The sequence below is a fragment of the Streptomyces sp. NBC_01210 genome (assembly GCF_036010325.1).
GTDB lineage: Bacteria > Actinomycetota > Actinomycetes > Streptomycetales > Streptomycetaceae > Streptomyces.
Genome location: NZ_CP108549.1, coordinates 4,820,463 through 4,837,547 on the forward strand (window position 1 = coordinate 4,820,463; position 17,085 = coordinate 4,837,547).

Below are 17,085 nucleotides of genomic sequence, written 5' to 3' on the forward strand. Positions count from 1 at the left end.
ACCCAGCCGGGCCTACAGGAGCGGCTCGGCGTCCGGAGGCGGCTCCGCGATCTGCCCCGGGCCCGGATCGAGATCCGTCTCCTCGAAGACCAGCAGCGTGCGCGTGGACAGCACTTCCGGGATGGACTGGAGCCTGGTCAGGACGAGCTCGCGCAGCGTGCGGTTGTCCGGGGTGTGCACCAACAGGAGTACGTCGAAGTCTCCGCTGACCAGCGCGATATGGGTGGCGCCGGGCAGCGCCTGCAGCTGCTCGCGCACCGTGCGCCAGGAGTTCTGCACGATCTTGAGCGTGATGTAGGCGGAGGCACCCTGACCTGCCCGCTCATGGTTGACGCGCGCGCTGAAGCCGCGGATCACACCGTCGTCGATGAGCCTGTTGATACGGGCGTAGGCATTCGCGCGGGAGACATGGACCCGTTCAGCCACGGAGCGGATCGAGGCGCGACCGTCCGATTGCAGGATGCGCAGGATGTCTCGGTCGATGGCGTCGAGCGGTCGCGCTGGAGGAGTCTGCTCCGCGCGGTCACCACCCTCGGCCATTTGTTCAGCTGCCATATCCCCCCGCCTCCCTGGCATGGACGACCTGTCTCCATCTCAGGCTGTGGAGAACCGTTTGTCCACAGGCTGAAGGCGCCTGTAGCCAAAATGCGTCCACGACCGAACAATCGGTAGGTGAGGCGCGACACACTCGCGCCACTTCGTCATTGCTTTCGTCGTCGCTCCCACGAGGAGGTGCTCGCGTTGAGAAAGAGCAGCATGACGGTCCAAGAGCTGCCCGGTGCCGCTGACGCCTACCGGCCCACCCCGCCTCCGGCGTGGAAGCCCCGGACCGACCCCGCACCACTGCTCCCGGACCCGGAGCCGTACCGCGTGCTCGGCACAGACGCCGCAGCCGGTGCCGACCCCGAGCTGCTGCTGCGGCTGTACGCGCAGCTGGTGCGCGGCCGCAGGTACAACGTCCAGGCGACCGCCCTGACGAAGCAGGGCCGGCTGGCCGTCTACCCGTCGAGCACCGGGCAGGAGGCGTGCGAGGTGGCGGCTGCGCTGGCGCTGGAGGAGCGGGACTGGCTCTTCCCCAGCTACCGCGACACCCTCGCGGCCGTGGCGCGCGGCCTCGACCCCGTACAGGCGCTGACGCTGCTGCGCGGCGACTGGCACACCGGATACGACCCGCGTGAGCACCGCATAGCGCCCCTGTGCACGCCCCTCGCCACGCAGCTGCCGCACGCCGTGGGCCTGGCGCACGCCGCCCGGCTCAAGGGCGACGACGTCGTCGCGCTCGCCATGGTCGGCGACGGCGGCACCAGCGAGGGCGACTTCCACGAGGCGCTGAACTTCGCCGCCGTATGGCGGGCCCCCGTCGTCTTCCTCGTCCAGAACAACGGCTTCGCCATCTCGGTCCCGCTGGCCAAGCAGACCGCGGCCCCTTCGCTGGCCCACAAGGCCGTGGGGTACGGAATGCCCGGCCGGCTCGTCGACGGCAACGACGCGGCCGCGGTGCACGAGGTGCTCGGTGAGGCCGTGGCGCGGGCCAGGCGCGGGGGCGGTCCGACGCTGATCGAGGCCGTGACGTACCGCATCGACGCCCATACGAACGCCGACGACGCGACCCGCTACCGGGGCGAGAGCGAGGTCGAGACCTGGCGTGCACACGATCCGATCCGGCTGCTGGAGCGGGAGTTGACGGAGCGAGGGCTGCTCGACGAGGACGGCATACGGGCGGCTGCCGAGGCGGCCGAGACGATGGCCGCGGATCTGCGCGAGCGGATGAACGCAGACCCGGTACTCGACCCGATGGACCTTTTCGAGCATGTCTACGCCGAGCAGACGAGCCAGCTGCGGGAGCAGTCGGCACAGCTGCGGGCCGAGCTGGACGCGGAGGGAGAGGCGCGATGACCACGGCCGCGGTGAAGCCCGCTTCCATGGCTCAGGCCCTGCAGCGCGCGATGCGCGACGCGATGGCCGAGGACCCGGCCGTTCATGTGCTGGGGGAGGACGTCGGCGCGCTCGGCGGGGTCTTCCGGGTCACGGACGGGCTCGCCAAAGAGTTCGGCGAGGACCGCTGTACCGACACTCCGCTCGCGGAGGCGGGCATCCTTGGCACCGCTGTCGGCATGGCGATGTACGGGCTGCGGCCGGTCGTCGAGATGCAGTTCGACGCCTTCGCCTATCCGGCGTTCGAGCAGCTGATCAGCCATGTGGCGCGGATGCGGAACCGCACCCGGGGCGGGATGCCGCTGCCGATCACCGTGCGCGTGCCGTACGGCGGCGGAATCGGCGGCGTCGAGCACCACAGCGACTCGTCCGAGGCGTACTACATGGCGACTCCGGGGCTCCATGTCGTCGCGCCGTCTACGGTCGACGACGCTTACGGGCTGCTGCGGGCCGCGATCGCCTCCGACGACCCGGTGGTCTTCCTGGAGCCGAAGCGGCTGTACTGGTCGAAGGCGCAGTGGTCGCCGGAAGCGCCGTCCGTGGTCGAACCGATAGGCCGGGCCGTCGTCCGGCGTCCCGGGCGCAGCGCCACGCTCATCACGTACGGGCCGTCCGTGCCGGTCTGCATGGAGGCGGCGGAGGCCGCCGCGGCCGAGGGCTGGGACCTGGAAGTCGTCGATCTCCGCTCGCTGGTGCCCTTCGACGACGAGACTGTCTGCGCGTCCGTGCGGCGCACGGGCCGGGCGGTCGTCGTCCACGAGTCCACCGGCTTCGGCGGTCCCGGAGGGGAGATCGCCGCGCGGGTGACCGAGCGCTGCTTCCACCATCTGGAGGCGCCGGTGCTGCGGGTCGCGGGGTTCGACATTCCGTATCCGCCGCCGATGCTCGAACGGCATCATTTGCCGGGAGTGGACCGAGTGCTGGACGCGGTGGCGCGGCTGCAGTGGGAGGCGGGGAGCTGATGGCCCAGGTGCTCGAATTCAAGCTCCCCGACCTCGGGGAGGGGCTGACCGAGGCGGAGATCGTCCGCTGGCTGGTGGCCGTGGGCGATGTCGTCGCCATCGACCAGCCGGTCGTCGAGGTCGAGACGGCCAAGGCGATGGTGGAAGTGCCGTGCCCGTACGGGGGTGTGGTGACCGCGCGCTTCGGCGAGGAGGGCACGGAACTGCCGGTCGGGGCGCCCTTGCTGACAGTCGCGGTCGGTGCGATGGAATCGAACGGATCCGCGGGAGCTTCGGGCTCGTCCGACTCCTCGGGATCCGCCGGCGAATCGTCCGGCAATGTGCTGGTCGGCTATGGGACGGGGGCGCCGGCTGCGCGCAGGCGCCGTATCCGGCCTGCCGTGCCGACTGCCGCCGCGCCTGTCACAGCTCCGGCGGCCGCCCCGGCTCCGGCGCCTGTTGAGGCGCCCGTCGAGGCTCCGGTGTCCGTTGGGGACGTGACGCAGGGCGGGCCCGTGCCCGTCATCTCGCCGCTCGTCCGCAGGCTCGCCCGTGAACACGGTCTCGATCTGCGCCGGTTGACCGGGTCGGGGCCGGACGGTCTGATCCTGCGTGCCGATGTCGAGCACGCCATGCGGGCCGCCGAGACGACTGCCGCGCCGGAGCCTGCCGTGGCAGCCACCGCGGCCGCCACCGGAACGCGCGGTGAGCGTGTACCGCTGCGTGGCATCCGCGGGGTCGTGGCCGACAAGCTGTCCCGCAGCCGGCGCGAGATACCGGACGCCACCTGCTGGGTCGACGCTGACGCGACCGAGCTGATGGCCGCGCGAGCCTCGATGAACGCCGCGGGCGGTCCGAAGATCTCGCTTCTGGCGCTGCTCGCCCGGATCTGTACCGCCGCGCTCGCCCGCCACCCGGAGCTCAACTCCACAGTGGACATGGAGGCCAGGGAGATTGTGCGCCTGCCCGAGGTGCACCTCGGGTTCGCGGCGCAGACCGAGCGAGGCCTGGTCGTCCCCGTCGTACGGGATGCGCACAGCCGCTCGGCCGAGTCGCTGACCGTGGAGTTCGGGCGTCTGACGGATGCTGCCAGGGACGGGACGCTGACTCCGGCGGATCTGACCGGCGGGACGTTCACGCTGAACAACTACGGGGTCTTCGGCGTCGACGGCTCCACGCCGATCATCAATCACCCGGAGGCGGCCATGCTCGGCGTCGGCCGGATCGTGCCGAAGCCATGGGTGCACCAGGGCGAGCTGGCTGTCCGCCAGGTCGTCCAGCTGTCGCTGACCTTCGACCACCGGGTCTGCGACGGCGGCACGGCAGGCGGTTTCCTGCGGTATGTGGCCGACTGCGTGGAGCATCCGGCGGTGCTGCTGCGCAACCTGTAGATCCACCGGACGGTCCACCCCGTCCACATACCAAGAGAGATCCAAACGGGGCTCCCCGCCCAAGCGATCGCGGCCCATACTGCAGGGATGACCGCGTATGACGCCATCGTGCTCGCCGGAGGTGCCGCGAAGCGGCTGGGCGGGGCCGACAAGCCTGCGGTGAGCGTGGGTGGGCGGGCCCTGCTCGACCGTGTGCTCGGGGTGTGCCGCGACGCGGGGCGCACCGTTGTCGTCGGTGGACGCCGGGTCACCGTGCGGCCCGTGGTCTGGGCGCGCGAGGAGCCCCCGGGCGGTGGGCCGCTCGCCGCGCTGGACGCCGGCGTGCGGCAGATCGGGGCACCGGCCGTCCTGGTGCTCTCCGCCGATCTGCCGTTCCTGGGGGAGCGGACGGTGCGGCAGTTGATCGACGCCCTCGAGACGAGCGGGCGGGAGGCGGCCCTGCTCACCGATCCCGGCGGCCGTGACCAGCCCCTCGTAGCGGCGTACCGCACCGAACCGCTGCGACGTGAACTCGCGCTCCTCGCCACCGAGCACGGGAGTCTGGCCGGGCTGCCATTGCGTCTGCTGACGCGGGAATTGGACCTCGCCCGGATCGCCGCGGAGCCGCTCGCCTCCTTTGATTGCGACACCTGGGAGGACATCTCCGCAGCCCGGGCCCGTATCAGGGAGCATGGGAACGTGCTGGACGAATGGATCACCGCAGTCAAGGACGAACTCGGCATCGAACTCGACGTCGACACCGGCGTCCTGCTCGACCTCGCCCGGGACGCCGCGCATGGCGTCGCGCGTCCCGCCGCACCGCTCACCACCTTCCTGGTGGGCTACGCAGCCGCCAGGGCGGGTGGCGGCCCGGATGCGGTCGCCCAGGCCGCCCGCAAGGCCGCCGCACTGGCCGCGCGCTGGGCCGACGAGGCCGATCAGGCCACCCCTGGCACCGCGGCCGATCCGGCCGCCGCCGGTGGGAAGCCCGACAAACCCCCCAAGACCGACGAGGCCGACGCCGGATGACCGGTCAGGACCACGAGGTGGACGCCGCCGACGGAACCGTGGACGAGCCCGACGACGACGGCGTCGAGGAGGCCCTCGCGCTCGTCGGCCGCCGGACCCGGCAGAAGTCGGCGCCCGTCCCCGGCATGACCCGGCACCGTGCCACTCCCTGGCCCGACGCCCGCGCTCTCGCCGCCCGCCTCGGACGGACCGCTCCGCCGCGCACCCGGCGCGTGCCTCTCGATCAGGCCCTCGGCCGGGTTCTCGCCGAGCCGCTCACCGCGCTCTGCGATCTGCCCCCCTTCGACACCTCCGCAATGGACGGCTGGGCCGTCGCGGGGCCCGGTCCATGGACGGTTCAGGGCGATGGCTCGATCCTCGCCGGGCACGCCGACGCTCCGCCGCTCCCCGACGGAGCGGCCGTACGGATCGCCACCGGCGCTCGTATTCCGCCCGAGGTCACCGCGGTGATCCGCACCGAGCACTCCCGTACCGACACGGACAAGGGCCAGCTGTACGCCGAGCGCGAGGTGGTCCCCGGTCAGGACATCCGGCCGCGTGGACAGGAGTGCCGCTCCGGCGACCAACTGCTGCCTGCCGCATCCCTGGTGACCCCGGCGGTACTCGGCCTCGCCGCGGCCGCCGGCTACGACGAGCTGCTCACGGTCCCCCGGCCCCGCGTCGAGGTCCTTGTTCTCGGCGATGAGCTCCTCATCTCCGGACTCCCCCACGCTGGCCTGATCCGCGATGCCCTGGGGCCGATGATCGGTCCCTGGCTGCGCGCTCTCGGCGTCGAGGTCATCGCCACGCGCCGCCTCGGTGACGACGCCGAAGCCCTCCATGAGGCCGTCACCACCTCCGATGCCGACCTCCTCCTGACCACCGGTGGCACGGCTGCGGGTCCGGTCGACCATGTCCACCCGGTGCTGCGGAAGGCGGGTGCGGAGCTCCTGGTCGACGGAGTCGCCGTACGCCCAGGCCATCCGATGCTGCTGGCCCGGCTCGCCCCCGACCCGCACCGGCCGGACGGATCCCGGGACAGGTATCTGGTGGGCCTGCCCGGCAATCCACTCGCTGCCGTCTCCGGGCTCCTCACCCTCGCCGAGCCGCTGTTGCGTGCGCTCGCGGCCCGGCCCGCCCCTGCCCCGTATCGCGCCCCCGTACGTGACGAGGTGCACGGGCACCCGTACGACACCCGCCTTGTGCCCTTCGTCCACCGCGCCGACCAGCTGGTCCCGCTGCACTACAACGGACCGGCCATGCTGCGCGGTATCGCCGCCGCCGATGGTCTTGCCGTCGTGCCGCCGGGCGGCGCGCGTGCCGGTGACGAGCTGGAGGTCCTTGATCTGCCCTGGGCGCCGGCGAACGCCCAGGATGGGTGTTTCACGTGAAACTTCCCGGTCGTGACGCCATTGCCCGCGATGCCGACGAGCGCCTGGTCACCAGCCGGAAAATCCCCCGCCGTATCGTCGAGCGCCCGCTCCGCCAGGTCGCCAAGGGGTGATGCTGGCACTGGGGGTGTTGGCGCTGGATGTGTCACAAGAAGTGCCTGGTCAGCGGTTCCACTTGGTACGGGTCACCGTGATCAGCCGATCGCCGGGCCGGAGCGTCGCGGCGTCTGGTTGGTCGTAGCCCAGAATCTCGTTCCTGCGCACGACAGCGACAACGAGGTCCTTGCACTCGCGGGGTGACCGGCCCGTTTCTTCGTTGGTCACCGGCCGCTCTGACAGGTCAAGTCCGCTGCCATAGGTCATCAGCTCCTCCAACACCGTGCCCACGTAGGGCTTGCCAGTGGAGAGCCCGAGCAGCCGTCCGGCCGAACTGGAGCTGGTTACCACGGCATCCGCACCACTCTGCTTGATCAGCGGTACGTTCTCGTCCTCCCGGACAGCCGCGACGATGGCGGCTCGCCTGTTGAGCTGTCTCGCGGTGAGCGTGACCAAGGTGGCGGTGTCGTCCCGCTGGGGAGCGATGATCACTTGTGCGGCGCGCGGCAACTCTGCTTGCAGCAGTGTTTCGGAGCGGGTCGCGTCCCCATGGATGGCCACGAAGCCGTCACTGCTGGCGGCGTCCACCGCCTTCCGCTGAGGGTCGATGATGACGATCTTGTCTTTGGGGGTTCCCTGGCCCAGCAGCGTTGCGATGGCATGACGGCCCTTGGTGCCGTAGCCGACGACGACCACGTGGTCCTGGGTGCGGCCCTTCCAACGGTGAACACGAGCCTGCTGCCGCGTTCGTTCGGTGAGCACTTCGAGTGTGGTGCCCACCAAGATGATCAGGAAGAGCACACGCAACGGGGTGATGAGCAGGATGTTGGTCAGGCGTGCGCTGTCGCTGTGCGGAACGATGTCGCCGTATCCGGTGGTGGAGAGGGTGACCGTCGCGTAGTAAAAGGCGTCGAGGAGATCGACCGAGTTGTTGGCATTGTCGTGGTAGCCGTCGCGATCGACGTAGACGATAGCCACGGTCGCCAGCAGTACGCCCAGGGCCATGGTGAGGCGGCGCAGGACTTGCTGAAGTGGAGGCACCACGCTCAGAACCGGCATGACGACGGTGCGGGCAGCGTCGGCGTCGACGTGGTCACCCGACCGGGTGCCGGACCAGAGGGACTGGAGAACCGAGAGTCTTCTCGTCTTGGTCGACTGCGTCTCGTCCTTCATGCCCGGCCCTCGCGCGCAGTGATCCGCTCATTCAGCATGCCGACCATGCTTCCGTACCGAACCGGCGAATGGTGTGCAGCGGGAGGCTTGATCTGGGCTCGCCACTGCATCGCACGGTTTCCCCAGCCGAGGTACGGCCGCTCTCGGTGCTCCAGGAAGTGCCGGATCCTGAGCCGCTCTGTGTGTGGTGCATGAGGCAAGTTGACTGCCGAGCACGCGTGCGGTGAAGCAGACGTTGAACTGACGGCGTACCTCGCCGTCCGTGTAGGCGATGACGTGGCGGTGGTCCGGTCGGCCCGCGGCGAAAGCGATGGGCTGTGAATCCCGCACGACAGGGTCTTCGGGAACATCGTCGACGGTGCGGCCGACGCCTCGGGTGCCGTACTCAGGTTCCGGTCTCGGCCATGGCTGCGGGGGCTGGCATCAGTACCGCAATGCGTTGCGGACCTCGGCGGTCACCGTGCTGTTCAGGTCCCGGTTACTCCGGGCGGTGGCGTGGGCCGTGCCGCCCGCAGCGACCTGGGGGACCTCGAGGACGACCACATCGACCAGGTTTCCTGACTGGTCTTTGTAATTGACCACGATGGTGTAGCGCCTCGGCTTCGAGTCGTGGTTGGCGACGTTCACCGGGACCTCCGCCCGGCCGTTGGAGCCGGTCGCGATGCTGCCGAGGGTGACGTCCGCCTTGGCGTTCAATCCGCCCTTCACCTTTGCCAGCGCAGCCGACGCAGCCGCCTCGGCGGAAGCGACCGCAGAGGCCGCCGCCGAAGCTGCCGCAGTTCTGGCCGCGGTGGCAAGGGCGGACGCCTTCGACCTCGCGGCAGAGGCCGCCGCCGACGCGGGGGAACTTGGAGACTCGTTCGACGAACAGCCGGTCAGTCCGGCCAAGCTGAGCATGACGGCCACCCAAGCGGCAGTGCATCGGTTGACCTGGCGTTCCATGGCTTCTCCCGACTCGACGGCACTTTCCCGTCCAGCGTCGGCTGCCCCGGCCCGCCGCACCAGCCACGCGCGGCACCCGGGTGACGTCGACAGTCAGTCGACAGGATCGCCGTCAGTAACGGCCCCTGCCGAGTGAGGCCCGTACCGCCCCAGCGTGGCCTTCCGCCGGGGCGGCCTCCTCTTGATGCTTGGCGATCACCATCATCGAAACTGCCTTGTCCGTCTCCGGACCCGCGATCTTCGTTCCGCCGCACCCGGCGGGGACACTGCCGGTGCTCGGGCAGGTGTGGGAGAAGTGCCCTCCGGCTTGTTGCGGCTCTTCGCAGTTTTCGTCACCTGCAAGGGCGCTCCGCACCTTGGCCTGTGTGGTGTCGGTACCGTCGTTCCCATCCGTACCGGGGCCATCGCCGGGCTCGAAGGAAAGCCGGACGAGACCGGCCCGGTTCTGACCTTCAAGATCGCCTCAACGTGCCCGCTTCACGAGATCATCGGGCATGCTCTTAGGCTACTTTCGGAACACCGCTGGAGGCTTCGCTTGCGTGAGCACACGGTCATCGTCGGCTTCGGCACCAAAGGGCGGTCGGCGATTCAGACGCTGACCGCGACAGGTCTGAAGAAGGCCCAGATCATCGTCGTCGACCCCAGCGCCAAGGTGATCGAGGCCGCCAATGCCGAGGGCTTTATCGGGGTGATCGGCGATGCGACCCGCAGCGAAGTGCTGATCCGCGCCGAGGTTCAGAAGGCCCGCCAGATCGTCATCGCGACACAGCGCGACGACACCGCGGTTCTGGTCGCGCTGACCGCGCGCCAGCTCAACCGGGGCGCGAAGATCGTCGCCGCGGTCCGCGAGGAGGAGAACGCGCCGTTGCTGCGCCAGTCCGGCGCGGATGCGGTGATCACCAGCGCGAGCGCGGCCGGTCGGCTGCTGGGCCTGTCCGTGCTCAGCCCCAGCGCGGGCACGGTGATGGAGGACCTGATCCAGCAGGGCAGCGGCCTCGACCTCATCGAACGGCCGGTGATAAAGGCCGAGGTGGGTCGCAGTGTGCGGGAGACCGACGATCTGGTGGTGAGCGTGCTGCGCGGGCACCGGCTGATCGGCTACGACGACCCGGCGGCGAGTCCGCTGCAGCTGACGGATCGCTTGATCACGATCGTGCGTGCGTCGAAGGTCCAACCCCTCAACCCGTCTGAGTAGGCCCACTCCGGAGTAGCCTCGCGGCCATGCATGCGATCACGATTCCCGAACCTGGCGGTCCCGAGGCGCTTGTGTGGGCCGAGGTGCCCGATCCCGTACCCGGCGAGGGAGAAGTCCTCGTCGAGGTCGTCGCGAGCGCCGTCAACCGTGCCGATCTGCTGCAGCGGCAGGGCTTCTACGACCCGCCGCCCGGCTCGTCCCCGTACCCCGGCCTCGAGTGCTCGGGCCGGATCTCGGAGCTCGGGCCGGGTGTCTCGGGGTGGGCCGTGGGCGACGAGGTGTGTGCCTTGCTGGCAGGCGGCGGTTACGCGGAGAAGGTCGCCGTGCCGGCGGGGCAGCTGTTGCCGGTGCCGGAGGGGCTGGATCTTGTCACGGCCGCGGCGCTGCCCGAAGTGACGGCCACGGTGTGGTCGAACGTGTTCATGATCGCGCACTTGCGGCCGGGTGAGACGCTGCTGATCCATGGTGGTGCGAGCGGTATCGGCACGATGGCGATCCAGCTCGCGAAGGCGGTGGGCGCGCGGGTGGCGGTCACCGCGGGCGGGCCCGAGAAGCTGGCGCGCTGTGCGGAGTTGGGAGCGGACATCCTGATCGACTACCGCGAGCAGGACTTCGTGGAGGAGCTGCGGAAGGCGACGGACGGGGCGGGCGCGGACGTCATCCTCGACATCGTCGGCGCGAAGTATCTGGACCGGAATGTGAAGGCGCTGGCGGTCAACGGCCGCCTTGCCGTGATCGGCCTGCAGGGTGGCGTCAAGGGCGAGCTGAACCTGGCGATGCTGCTCGGCAAGAGGGCCGCCATCGCGGCGACGTCGCTGCGGGGCCGCCCGCTCGGTGAGAAGGCGTCGATCATGGCGGCTGTACGGGAGCATGTGTGGCCGCTGATCGAGGGGGGCCTGGTCCATCCGGTGGTGGACCGCATGGTTCCGCTGCCGGACGCGGCGGAGGCGCATCGGGTGCTGGAGTCGGGCGCGAACGTCGGCAAGGTGCTGCTGGTGGCGCCGACGGCGGGCTGACCCAACTCGCCCTTGGGTGTGCGGGGGTACTGAAGCACCCCCCACACCCCTGAGCGTCATGCAACAGCAGCCTCAGACCCCGTCAGGCTGGGCGACCCTACAAATACGGCCCCGAGCGGATTGCGCCGTGGGGGCCCTCTTCGTCGGCCTCGTGGGAGGCGCCGGGCGGGAGGGCGCGGCGCATCTGCTCGAGTTGGGCGCGGGCCGCCATCTGCTGCGCGAACAGCGCCGTCTGGATTCCGTGGAAGAGACCCTCCAGCCAGCCCACCAACTGGGCCTGCGCAATGCGCAGCTCCGCCTCGGAGGGGATCGCCTCGTCGGTGAAGGGGAGGCTGAGGCGCTCGAGTTCCTCAACAAGCTCCGGGGCCAGGCCGTCCTCCAGCTCCTTCACCGAGCTGGCGTGGATCTCCTTGAGCCGGACCCGGCTCGCCTCGTCCAGAGGTGCTGCCCTGACTTCCTCCAGCAGCTGCTTGATCATGCTTCCGATGCGCATGACCTTCGCAGGCTGTTCGACCATCTCTGTCACCGGGACCTCGCGCGACTCGTCGTCACCGTCACCGCCGCCGAGTGCCATCCCGTCCTGTCCCACAACGAGGACGTGGGGGCTCTCCTGCGACCGTTCATTCCTCGGCATCTCCATGCCGCCATTCTCTCGCATTGGTGCCTCACCACACGGTGTGCCCCCGTACGAGGGTGATGCACCCTCGTACGGGGGCACAAAACCCCAGGTTGTACCGGTCAGGTCGCCTCGCGGCGGGACAGTGCCCCGCGGGAGCGGGTGACCACTGCCGCCAGGAGCGCGGCGCCCAGCGGAACGGCGATGAGCAGCGCGGCCAGGGTCGCCCAGGGCACGATGATCGGCACATACGGCGTCGAATTGAACGAGCCGAAGCCCTGGTCCAGCGCCTGCTCGTAGAACTTCATCTGCTGGCGCTTCTCGGTGAGCCGCAGCCCGACCGCCGGGAGCACACCCGCCGCCGAGCCCAGCAGCACACCCATCGCAGCCACCACGCCGCACTGGAACCCGCTGAGCGTCCTGCGGACCCGCGGCGGCGCGCCGACCGCGGCGAGCGTCTTCAGATCGGCCTCGGCATCCGCTTGGGCGAGGCCCGTGGCGATACCGGCCGCACCGATGGTGATCAGTCCGGCGAAGACGGTCAGCGCCAGCAGGATGATGCTGTTCTCGCTGGTGTAGCCCTCTTCGACATACAGGTTGATGTCGGATCCGGTCTTGTCGAGCTCTCCGTCCAGCCGCTGGCGCTGCTCACTGCTCGGCATCTTGTCGGTGGAGTAGTACGCGCCGAGCGGGACGGTCGTCATACCGGAGTCCTTGGCCGCGGCAGTCGGCACGATCATCGAGACGCCGTACGAGGTGGGCTCACCGGCGACCTGGTGCGCGGTGAACGTCTTGATCTCGCCGGGTACCTCCTTGCCCTTCTCCGCGGCCGCGTCGGCCTTCTTGGTGTCGGTGATCAGACGGATGCTGATCTTTCCCTTGGTGTCGAGGTTGCGCTTGTCGAACGAGAGGATCTGTCCGGCAGCCAGTGCCTTCTCGGCCGCCGCGTCCTCGATTCCGAGCACCTTCAGCAGCTTCGCGTCGCCGACCAGCACACCGCTGTCGGCGTAGGCGGAGCCCCCGCCCGAGTTCTCCTTGCAGCGCCAGTCCTGGCTGAGCTTGCGGCGTTCGGCCTTGCTGTACTTCGTCGAAGGGTCCTCGTTCGGATTGGCCGGGTCGGTCATCCACAGCGGGCACTGGTTGGCCTTGGGCACGACGACCTCATAGCGGCCGCAGCCCTCTGCACCGCCGTACATCGAGCAGTTGGACTTCCCGACGGAGATACGGTCCACATCGGCCCGTACGTCGATCGGCAGCATCTTCTGCACGGTGGCGCGCACCGCAGGCACGTCCCGCCCGCCGGCCTCGTCGAGCATCACGACGACCGCCCCGTGGGGCAGGCGCGCCTCGTACTCGGCCCTGCCCTGGGCGTCGCTGCTCGCGGCGTAGGTCGCCACGGCCACCGTGCCCGCGACGGCGGCCAGCACCGCGGCCACGGCGGGAGCCGTACGGCCCCGGTTGCGTACCGCGTCACGCAGGGCGAGGCGCGGCGAGAGCGGAAGGATGCGTCCGGTCCGGCCGAACAGGCCCACCAGGGCGGGGGTCAGCGCGACCACGCCCAGCTCGGCGATGGCGCTGCCGCCCGCGACGACGATGGACTCGTCGGTCATCGTCGACCCGTAGAGCGCGATCGCAGCGCCCAGACCGACCGCGATCAGCCCGATCACCGGGAGTACCCGGCTGCTCTTGCGTACACCGCGACGGCCGGTGAGCGAGGCGAGCACGCTCTGCCGGGACGAGGTGACGGCCGGGACGATCGCGGCCATCAGGCCGGTGAACACGGCGAGCAGCCCGATGCCGAGCAGCTCCAGCGGCCGTACGTCGAAGCTGCCGAAGCGCTTGCCCAGGTAGTCCTCGAGCAGCGGCTGCAGCGCGAAGGTGAGGAGCAGACCGAGGATGGTGCCGACGACGGCCGCGGCGAAACCGATCACCAGACCGCCGGCGAGGACGATGGCACGTATATGGCGCCGGTCACCGCCGTTGGCGCCGACCAGACCGAGCTGGCGGCGCGAGCGCCGGGCGCCGACCGCGAAGGCGGGCCCTGCCAGCAGACAGATCTCCAGCATCGCGAGGCCGACGACGGTGCCGACGGCCGCGAGGGCCGCGGCCTTGGCGGCCGTGCTCTCCTCGTAGTTGCCCCAGCCTTCTTGCTGGTAGATCGGGATCTCGGACCTGGCCGGCGGGTCGAGGGCGACGGCGCGTGAATTGACCGTCACGCCCTTGGCATTGGCCTGCTTGACCATGTTCCACGTGAAACCACCGGAGATGCGCACCAGCTGCGTAGTGCTCGCTTCGGTGCCGGGCAGTCCGGCCTTTTCGAGAGCCTTGTCGAGCGGGGTGAGCAGCGCGCCGGGCAGCGCGTTGACCTGGTCGGTCTCCAGCGCGTCGGGGAGTTCGTATGCGCCGACGATCTTGTACTCGCGGTCGAGGCCGCGCGCGGTGAGCGTGGAGCCCACCTTCAGACCGCTGGACTCCAGGAAGTGCGTGGTCGCGGCGACCTCGTCGGCCTTCTGCGGGAGCCGGCCGTGGTCGACGACCATGATGCCCTTGGTCATCGGGTCGGAGGACTTCAACTCGCGGATCTCGGTGTTCAGCAGACCGTGCGTGGTGCGCAGCTTGCCCGAACCCTGCGAGTCCGTCAGGGACTTGGCGCCGGCAGGCAGTGCCTTGGTGATATCGGTCTTGCCGTCGGGCCACGGCTTGTTGTCGAAGTCCCCCACCGGCGTGGAGCTGTTGGCGTCCGGTGTCTGCATGATGGCCAGACCGCCCATGCCTGGATCTGCCAGCCGTGCGTCGGCCGCCCCCAGTGAACGCTCAAGGCTCTGCTCGGTGGAGAGCTCGGCGCTGCGCAGGGTCAGATCCGCGGCGCTCACGCCGAGGATGGGAAGGGCGATCATCGCCAGGACGAGGAAGCTGCGGCCTTTGGAGCGCCAGGCGTCGCGGCGGGCGATTCGGATCGCGGCACGCCAGGAGTGATACCAGGTCATCACAGTTCTGCCGCCTGGCCGGAGAGCAGCGAGTCGGCCTGGCTGCGGATGGTCTGGTCGACTACGGCGCCGTCGCGCAGGAAGACCACGCGGTCCGCCCAGGCCGCGAAGCGCGGTTCGTGGGTGACGAGAATGCCGGCCGCGCCACCGTCGCAGCGCGAGCGCAGCAGGGCGAGAACGGACTCGCCGGTCTCGGAGTCCAGTGCGCCGGTCGGTTCGTCGGCGAGGACAAGACGTCGCTCGCCGACCAGGGCGCGAGCGATGGCCACCCGCTGCTGCTGACCGCCCGACATCTCGTCCGGGAAGCGGTCGGCGAGATGGCCGAGGTCCATCTCCTCCAGGGCGGCGACGGCCTCGGTACGGGCCTTGCGTGCGGAGATCCCGTCGAGTTCGCGCGGCAGGGCGACATTCTCGGCGGCGGTGAGGGCCGGGATGAGGTTGTAGTCCTGGAAGACGTAGCCGATGCTGCGGCGGCGCAGGGCGGCGAGCGTCTTGCGGCCGGCGGTGGTGATGTCGGTGTTCTCGACGATCACCCGTCCCGAGGTGGGCGCGTCGAGGCCGCCCGCGATGGTGAGCAGCGTGGACTTGCCGGAGCCCGACGGGCCCATGACGGCGACGAGTTCGCCGGGAAAGACATCGAGGTTGATGCCGCGCAGGGCATGCACCTCGGTGGCGCCGCTGCCGTGGACGCGGGTCAGTTGCTGGAGTTGCAGCACTGGCTGTTGTGACGGCTGTGACTGGTGGTCGGACATGAAGGGTCCCCCTTGGACGGATGGCGTTCGTACGAGCGGATGTATGGAGACTCGGTGGCCGGTGGGGCGGGTGGCCGGTGGCCCGGTGGCCCCGAGATGAGCGGGAAGCCGCGGGAAGCTCGGGTGGGCTATGTCGGCGGTGCGGGCCGCGCGTGCGCCGGAGACGTGGGCTGCGTCGAGGACGCGGGGTGCGGCGGAGATACGGAATGCGGCGGAGGTTCGGGGTGCGGCGGGGGCGGGACCAGGGAAGCGGTCGTCGGGTGCCCGGCTGCCCGCTCGGCCGCCGCTGAGAGGCGGATCAACCGCACCTCGCAATGGTCGAGCCAGCGCGCTTCGGCTTCGGTCTGGAAGATCAGCTGCTCCAGGACGAGCAGCCAGGCCACGTCGTCACGCTCCTGCGAGCCCCCGCTCTCGATGGCGGCAAGGGCCTGCGCCTTGAGCCGGGTGTAGTCCTGCATCGCCTTCACGGTGTGGTGGCGCTGGGACTGGATGACGGCACGGATGTCCACGCCGGGCGCACCGACCGCCATCGCGAGCTTGATGGCCAGCTCGTCACGGGGCGGACTGCTGCGGTCCACGGGCGTCTCGAACCAGCTCTTCAGCTCGGCGCGCCCGGCATCGGTGATGACGTACAGCGCATGGCCGGCGTCGTCCTCGCCGTCCTGGGCGACCATGCCGTCGCGCTCCAGGCGGTTGAGGGTCGTATAGACCTGCCCGACGTTGAGCGGCCAGGTGGCACCGGTGCGCGACTCGAACTCCGTACGGAGCTGGGAGCCGTAGCGAGGACCGGGCTCCAGGAGGGCGAGAAGCCCGTGGCGGATCGACATACTCAGTATGTATACCGAGTATGGCGGACTCGGCAACCCTCGAGAGACGGAGTCTGTGCGTCCGTCTTGAGGGGGACATGATGATCAACGGCGCCTCAATCGCACGCCCAGGAAGCCGATTCCGAGCCCCATGAGCGTCATCCCGGCCCCCAGTGACAGCGGCGAGATCTGGTGCCCGACGACCTCGGGGACGGCCTGTGGGGCCTGCTGATGTGCGGCGGCGGGGGCGGAAGGGGTCGGAGTGGGGATCGGGGAGTCCTGGGGATCCTCCTGCTCCTCCGTCTGGAGTTCCTCATCCGTCTGGAGTTCCTCATCCTCCGTGGGAGGGGGCTCGGACGCGGACAGCCGCGTGTCGGACGGAGCGGAATGGGACGCGGACGCTGCGTCGGACGGCGTACGGTGCGGCCGGTCCGGGTGGTCCGGGTGGTCCGGGTGGTCGGGATGGTCGGGATGGTCGGGGCGCTCCGGCCGGTCCGGGCTCTCCGACTCACTCGGGCTCGTGCTCCTGGGGGACCGCCCGGGCCGCGGACGCCCTTCCCCGGCATGCCGCCCCGCAAGGGACGCCGAGACGTTGGGCCTGGCCGTCGGGGTGCGGTCGGGGGCCTCGGACTCCTCGTCGGCGTACGCGTGGGGCATGGCCAGCAGCAGAAGCGACGCGACCGTGATCGCGCACTGTGTGCGGAGCCGTGGAGTCACCGGGTGACCCCCCTCCCGTGCCGAGTCGCCGAGATATCGGACTCAGCGTCACATGGCATGACACTTCCGGCATCTCGGGGCAGGAGAACGGGGAACGGCCCGGCACGCGGAGCGCGTGCCGGGCCGTTCCCGGAAACGGG

At 70.0% G+C, this 17,085-nt stretch carries 15 protein-coding genes and 2 pseudogenes; 8 read left to right on the top strand and 9 right to left on the bottom strand.

The annotated features are described in order from the left end of the window. Window positions 1-12: 12 nt before the first annotated feature. Window positions 13-540: an Lrp/AsnC family transcriptional regulator gene (locus OG735_RS21835; protein ID WP_327328411.1), complete on the bottom strand. Its 528-nt coding sequence runs from the start codon at window positions 538-540 to the stop codon at window positions 13-15. Between the two features lie 216 nt (window positions 541-756). On the opposite strand from OG735_RS21835, the gene pdhA reads away from it, so the two are divergent. From pdhA to OG735_RS21865, 6 genes and pseudogenes are all read left to right on the top strand, one after another. Further along, window positions 757-1,896: a pyruvate dehydrogenase (acetyl-transferring) E1 component subunit alpha gene (gene pdhA, locus OG735_RS21840; RefSeq protein WP_327324857.1), complete on the top strand. Its 1,140-nt coding sequence runs from the start codon at window positions 757-759 to the stop codon at window positions 1,894-1,896. Further along, window positions 1,893-2,897, top strand: a complete 1,005-nt coding sequence (locus tag OG735_RS21845) for an alpha-ketoacid dehydrogenase subunit beta (RefSeq protein WP_327324858.1) — start codon at window positions 1,893-1,895, stop codon at window positions 2,895-2,897. Before pdhA ends, OG735_RS21845 begins: the two co-directional genes overlap by 4 nt. Continuing rightward, complete coding sequence (locus OG735_RS21850) at window positions 2,897-4,267, top strand: dihydrolipoamide acetyltransferase family protein (protein WP_327324859.1); 1,371 nt, start codon at window positions 2,897-2,899, stop codon at window positions 4,265-4,267. The genes OG735_RS21845 and OG735_RS21850 overlap by 1 nt, the downstream gene beginning before the upstream one ends. 87 nt (window positions 4,268-4,354) lie before the next feature. Further along, entirely contained in the window at window positions 4,355-5,275 is a 921-nt protein-coding gene (locus tag OG735_RS21855; protein ID WP_327324860.1) for an NTP transferase domain-containing protein, read from the top strand. Further along, on the top strand, window positions 5,272-6,645 hold the full coding sequence (locus OG735_RS21860; protein ID WP_327324861.1) for a molybdopterin molybdotransferase MoeA: 1,374 nt from the start codon (window positions 5,272-5,274) through the stop codon (window positions 6,643-6,645). The genes OG735_RS21855 and OG735_RS21860 overlap by 4 nt, the downstream gene beginning before the upstream one ends. After that, a pseudogene (locus OG735_RS21865) lies at window positions 6,633-6,752 on the top strand (Ion channel protein); the annotation flags it as partial. The gene OG735_RS21860 and the pseudogene OG735_RS21865, both read left to right, overlap by 13 nt. Window positions 6,753-6,807: 55 nt before the next feature. Here the strand turns inward: OG735_RS21865 and OG735_RS21870 are convergent. The 3 genes and pseudogenes from OG735_RS21870 to OG735_RS21880 form a co-directional block, all read right to left on the bottom strand. Further along, complete coding sequence (locus tag OG735_RS21870; RefSeq protein WP_327324862.1) at window positions 6,808-7,914, bottom strand: potassium channel family protein; 1,107 nt, start codon at window positions 7,912-7,914, stop codon at window positions 6,808-6,810. A gap of 219 nt (window positions 7,915-8,133) precedes the next feature. Next, a pseudogene (locus tag OG735_RS42005) lies at window positions 8,134-8,202 on the bottom strand (DNA mismatch repair protein MutT); the annotation flags it as partial. 135 nt (window positions 8,203-8,337) lie between these two features. Beyond that, window positions 8,338-8,622, bottom strand: coding sequence for a hypothetical protein (locus OG735_RS21880; protein WP_327324863.1), 285 nt, complete (start codon window positions 8,620-8,622; stop codon window positions 8,338-8,340). A gap of 529 nt (window positions 8,623-9,151) precedes the next feature. On the opposite strand from OG735_RS21880, the gene OG735_RS21885 reads away from it, so the two are divergent. Both OG735_RS21885 and OG735_RS21890 read left to right on the top strand, forming a co-directional pair. After that, complete coding sequence (locus OG735_RS21885; protein ID WP_327324864.1) at window positions 9,152-10,051, top strand: potassium channel family protein; 900 nt, start codon at window positions 9,152-9,154, stop codon at window positions 10,049-10,051. 26 nt (window positions 10,052-10,077) lie between these two features. Continuing rightward, a complete protein-coding gene (locus tag OG735_RS21890) occupies window positions 10,078-11,067 on the top strand; it encodes an NAD(P)H-quinone oxidoreductase (protein ID WP_327324865.1) in 990 nt (329 codons plus the stop codon). 97 nt (window positions 11,068-11,164) lie between these two features. Here OG735_RS21890 and OG735_RS21895 read toward each other — a convergent pair whose 3' ends face one another. The 5 genes from OG735_RS21895 to OG735_RS21915 form a co-directional block, all read right to left on the bottom strand. Beyond that, window positions 11,165-11,707, bottom strand: a complete 543-nt coding sequence (locus OG735_RS21895; RefSeq protein WP_327324866.1) for a bacterial proteasome activator family protein — start codon at window positions 11,705-11,707, stop codon at window positions 11,165-11,167. Window positions 11,708-11,805: 98 nt separating this feature from the next. Then, window positions 11,806-14,673, bottom strand: a complete 2,868-nt coding sequence (locus OG735_RS21900) for an ABC transporter permease (RefSeq protein WP_327324867.1) — start codon at window positions 14,671-14,673, stop codon at window positions 11,806-11,808. Further along, on the bottom strand, window positions 14,670-15,422 hold the full coding sequence (locus OG735_RS21905) for an ABC transporter ATP-binding protein (protein ID WP_327324868.1): 753 nt from the start codon (window positions 15,420-15,422) through the stop codon (window positions 14,670-14,672). The genes OG735_RS21900 and OG735_RS21905 overlap by 4 nt, the downstream gene beginning before the upstream one ends. Before the next feature lie 128 nt (window positions 15,423-15,550). Further along, window positions 15,551-16,249 (bottom strand): PadR family transcriptional regulator, encoded by a 699-nt coding sequence (locus OG735_RS21910; RefSeq protein WP_327324869.1) that lies wholly within the window; start codon window positions 16,247-16,249, stop codon window positions 15,551-15,553. Between the two features lie 84 nt (window positions 16,250-16,333). Continuing rightward, window positions 16,334-16,945: a hypothetical protein gene (locus OG735_RS21915; RefSeq protein ID WP_327324870.1), complete on the bottom strand. Its 612-nt coding sequence runs from the start codon at window positions 16,943-16,945 to the stop codon at window positions 16,334-16,336. Window positions 16,946-17,085: the final 140 nt, after the last annotated feature.

What these genes read in the sequence shown, in the direction of transcription:
- OG735_RS21835 (WP_327328411.1), bottom strand. Translation starts at nt 540, where the DNA reads ATGGCCGAGGGTGGTGACCGCGCGGAGCAGACTCCTCCAGCGCGACCG.
- pdhA (WP_327324857.1), top strand. Translation starts at nt 757, where the DNA reads ATGACGGTCCAAGAGCTGCCCGGTGCCGCTGACGCCTACCGGCCCACC.
- OG735_RS21845 (WP_327324858.1), top strand. Translation starts at nt 1,893, where the DNA reads ATGACCACGGCCGCGGTGAAGCCCGCTTCCATGGCTCAGGCCCTGCAG.
- OG735_RS21850 (WP_327324859.1), top strand. Translation starts at nt 2,897, where the DNA reads ATGGCCCAGGTGCTCGAATTCAAGCTCCCCGACCTCGGGGAGGGGCTG.
- OG735_RS21855 (WP_327324860.1), top strand. Translation starts at nt 4,355, where the DNA reads ATGACCGCGTATGACGCCATCGTGCTCGCCGGAGGTGCCGCGAAGCGG.
- OG735_RS21860 (WP_327324861.1), top strand. Translation starts at nt 5,272, where the DNA reads ATGACCGGTCAGGACCACGAGGTGGACGCCGCCGACGGAACCGTGGAC.
- OG735_RS21870 (WP_327324862.1), bottom strand. Translation starts at nt 7,914, where the DNA reads ATGAAGGACGAGACGCAGTCGACCAAGACGAGAAGACTCTCGGTTCTC.
- OG735_RS21890 (WP_327324865.1), top strand. Translation starts at nt 10,078, where the DNA reads ATGCATGCGATCACGATTCCCGAACCTGGCGGTCCCGAGGCGCTTGTG.
- OG735_RS21895 (WP_327324866.1), bottom strand. Translation starts at nt 11,707, where the DNA reads ATGGAGATGCCGAGGAATGAACGGTCGCAGGAGAGCCCCCACGTCCTC.
- OG735_RS21905 (WP_327324868.1), bottom strand. Translation starts at nt 15,422, where the DNA reads ATGTCCGACCACCAGTCACAGCCGTCACAACAGCCAGTGCTGCAACTC.
- OG735_RS21910 (WP_327324869.1), bottom strand. Translation starts at nt 16,249, where the DNA reads ATGTCGATCCGCCACGGGCTTCTCGCCCTCCTGGAGCCCGGTCCTCGC.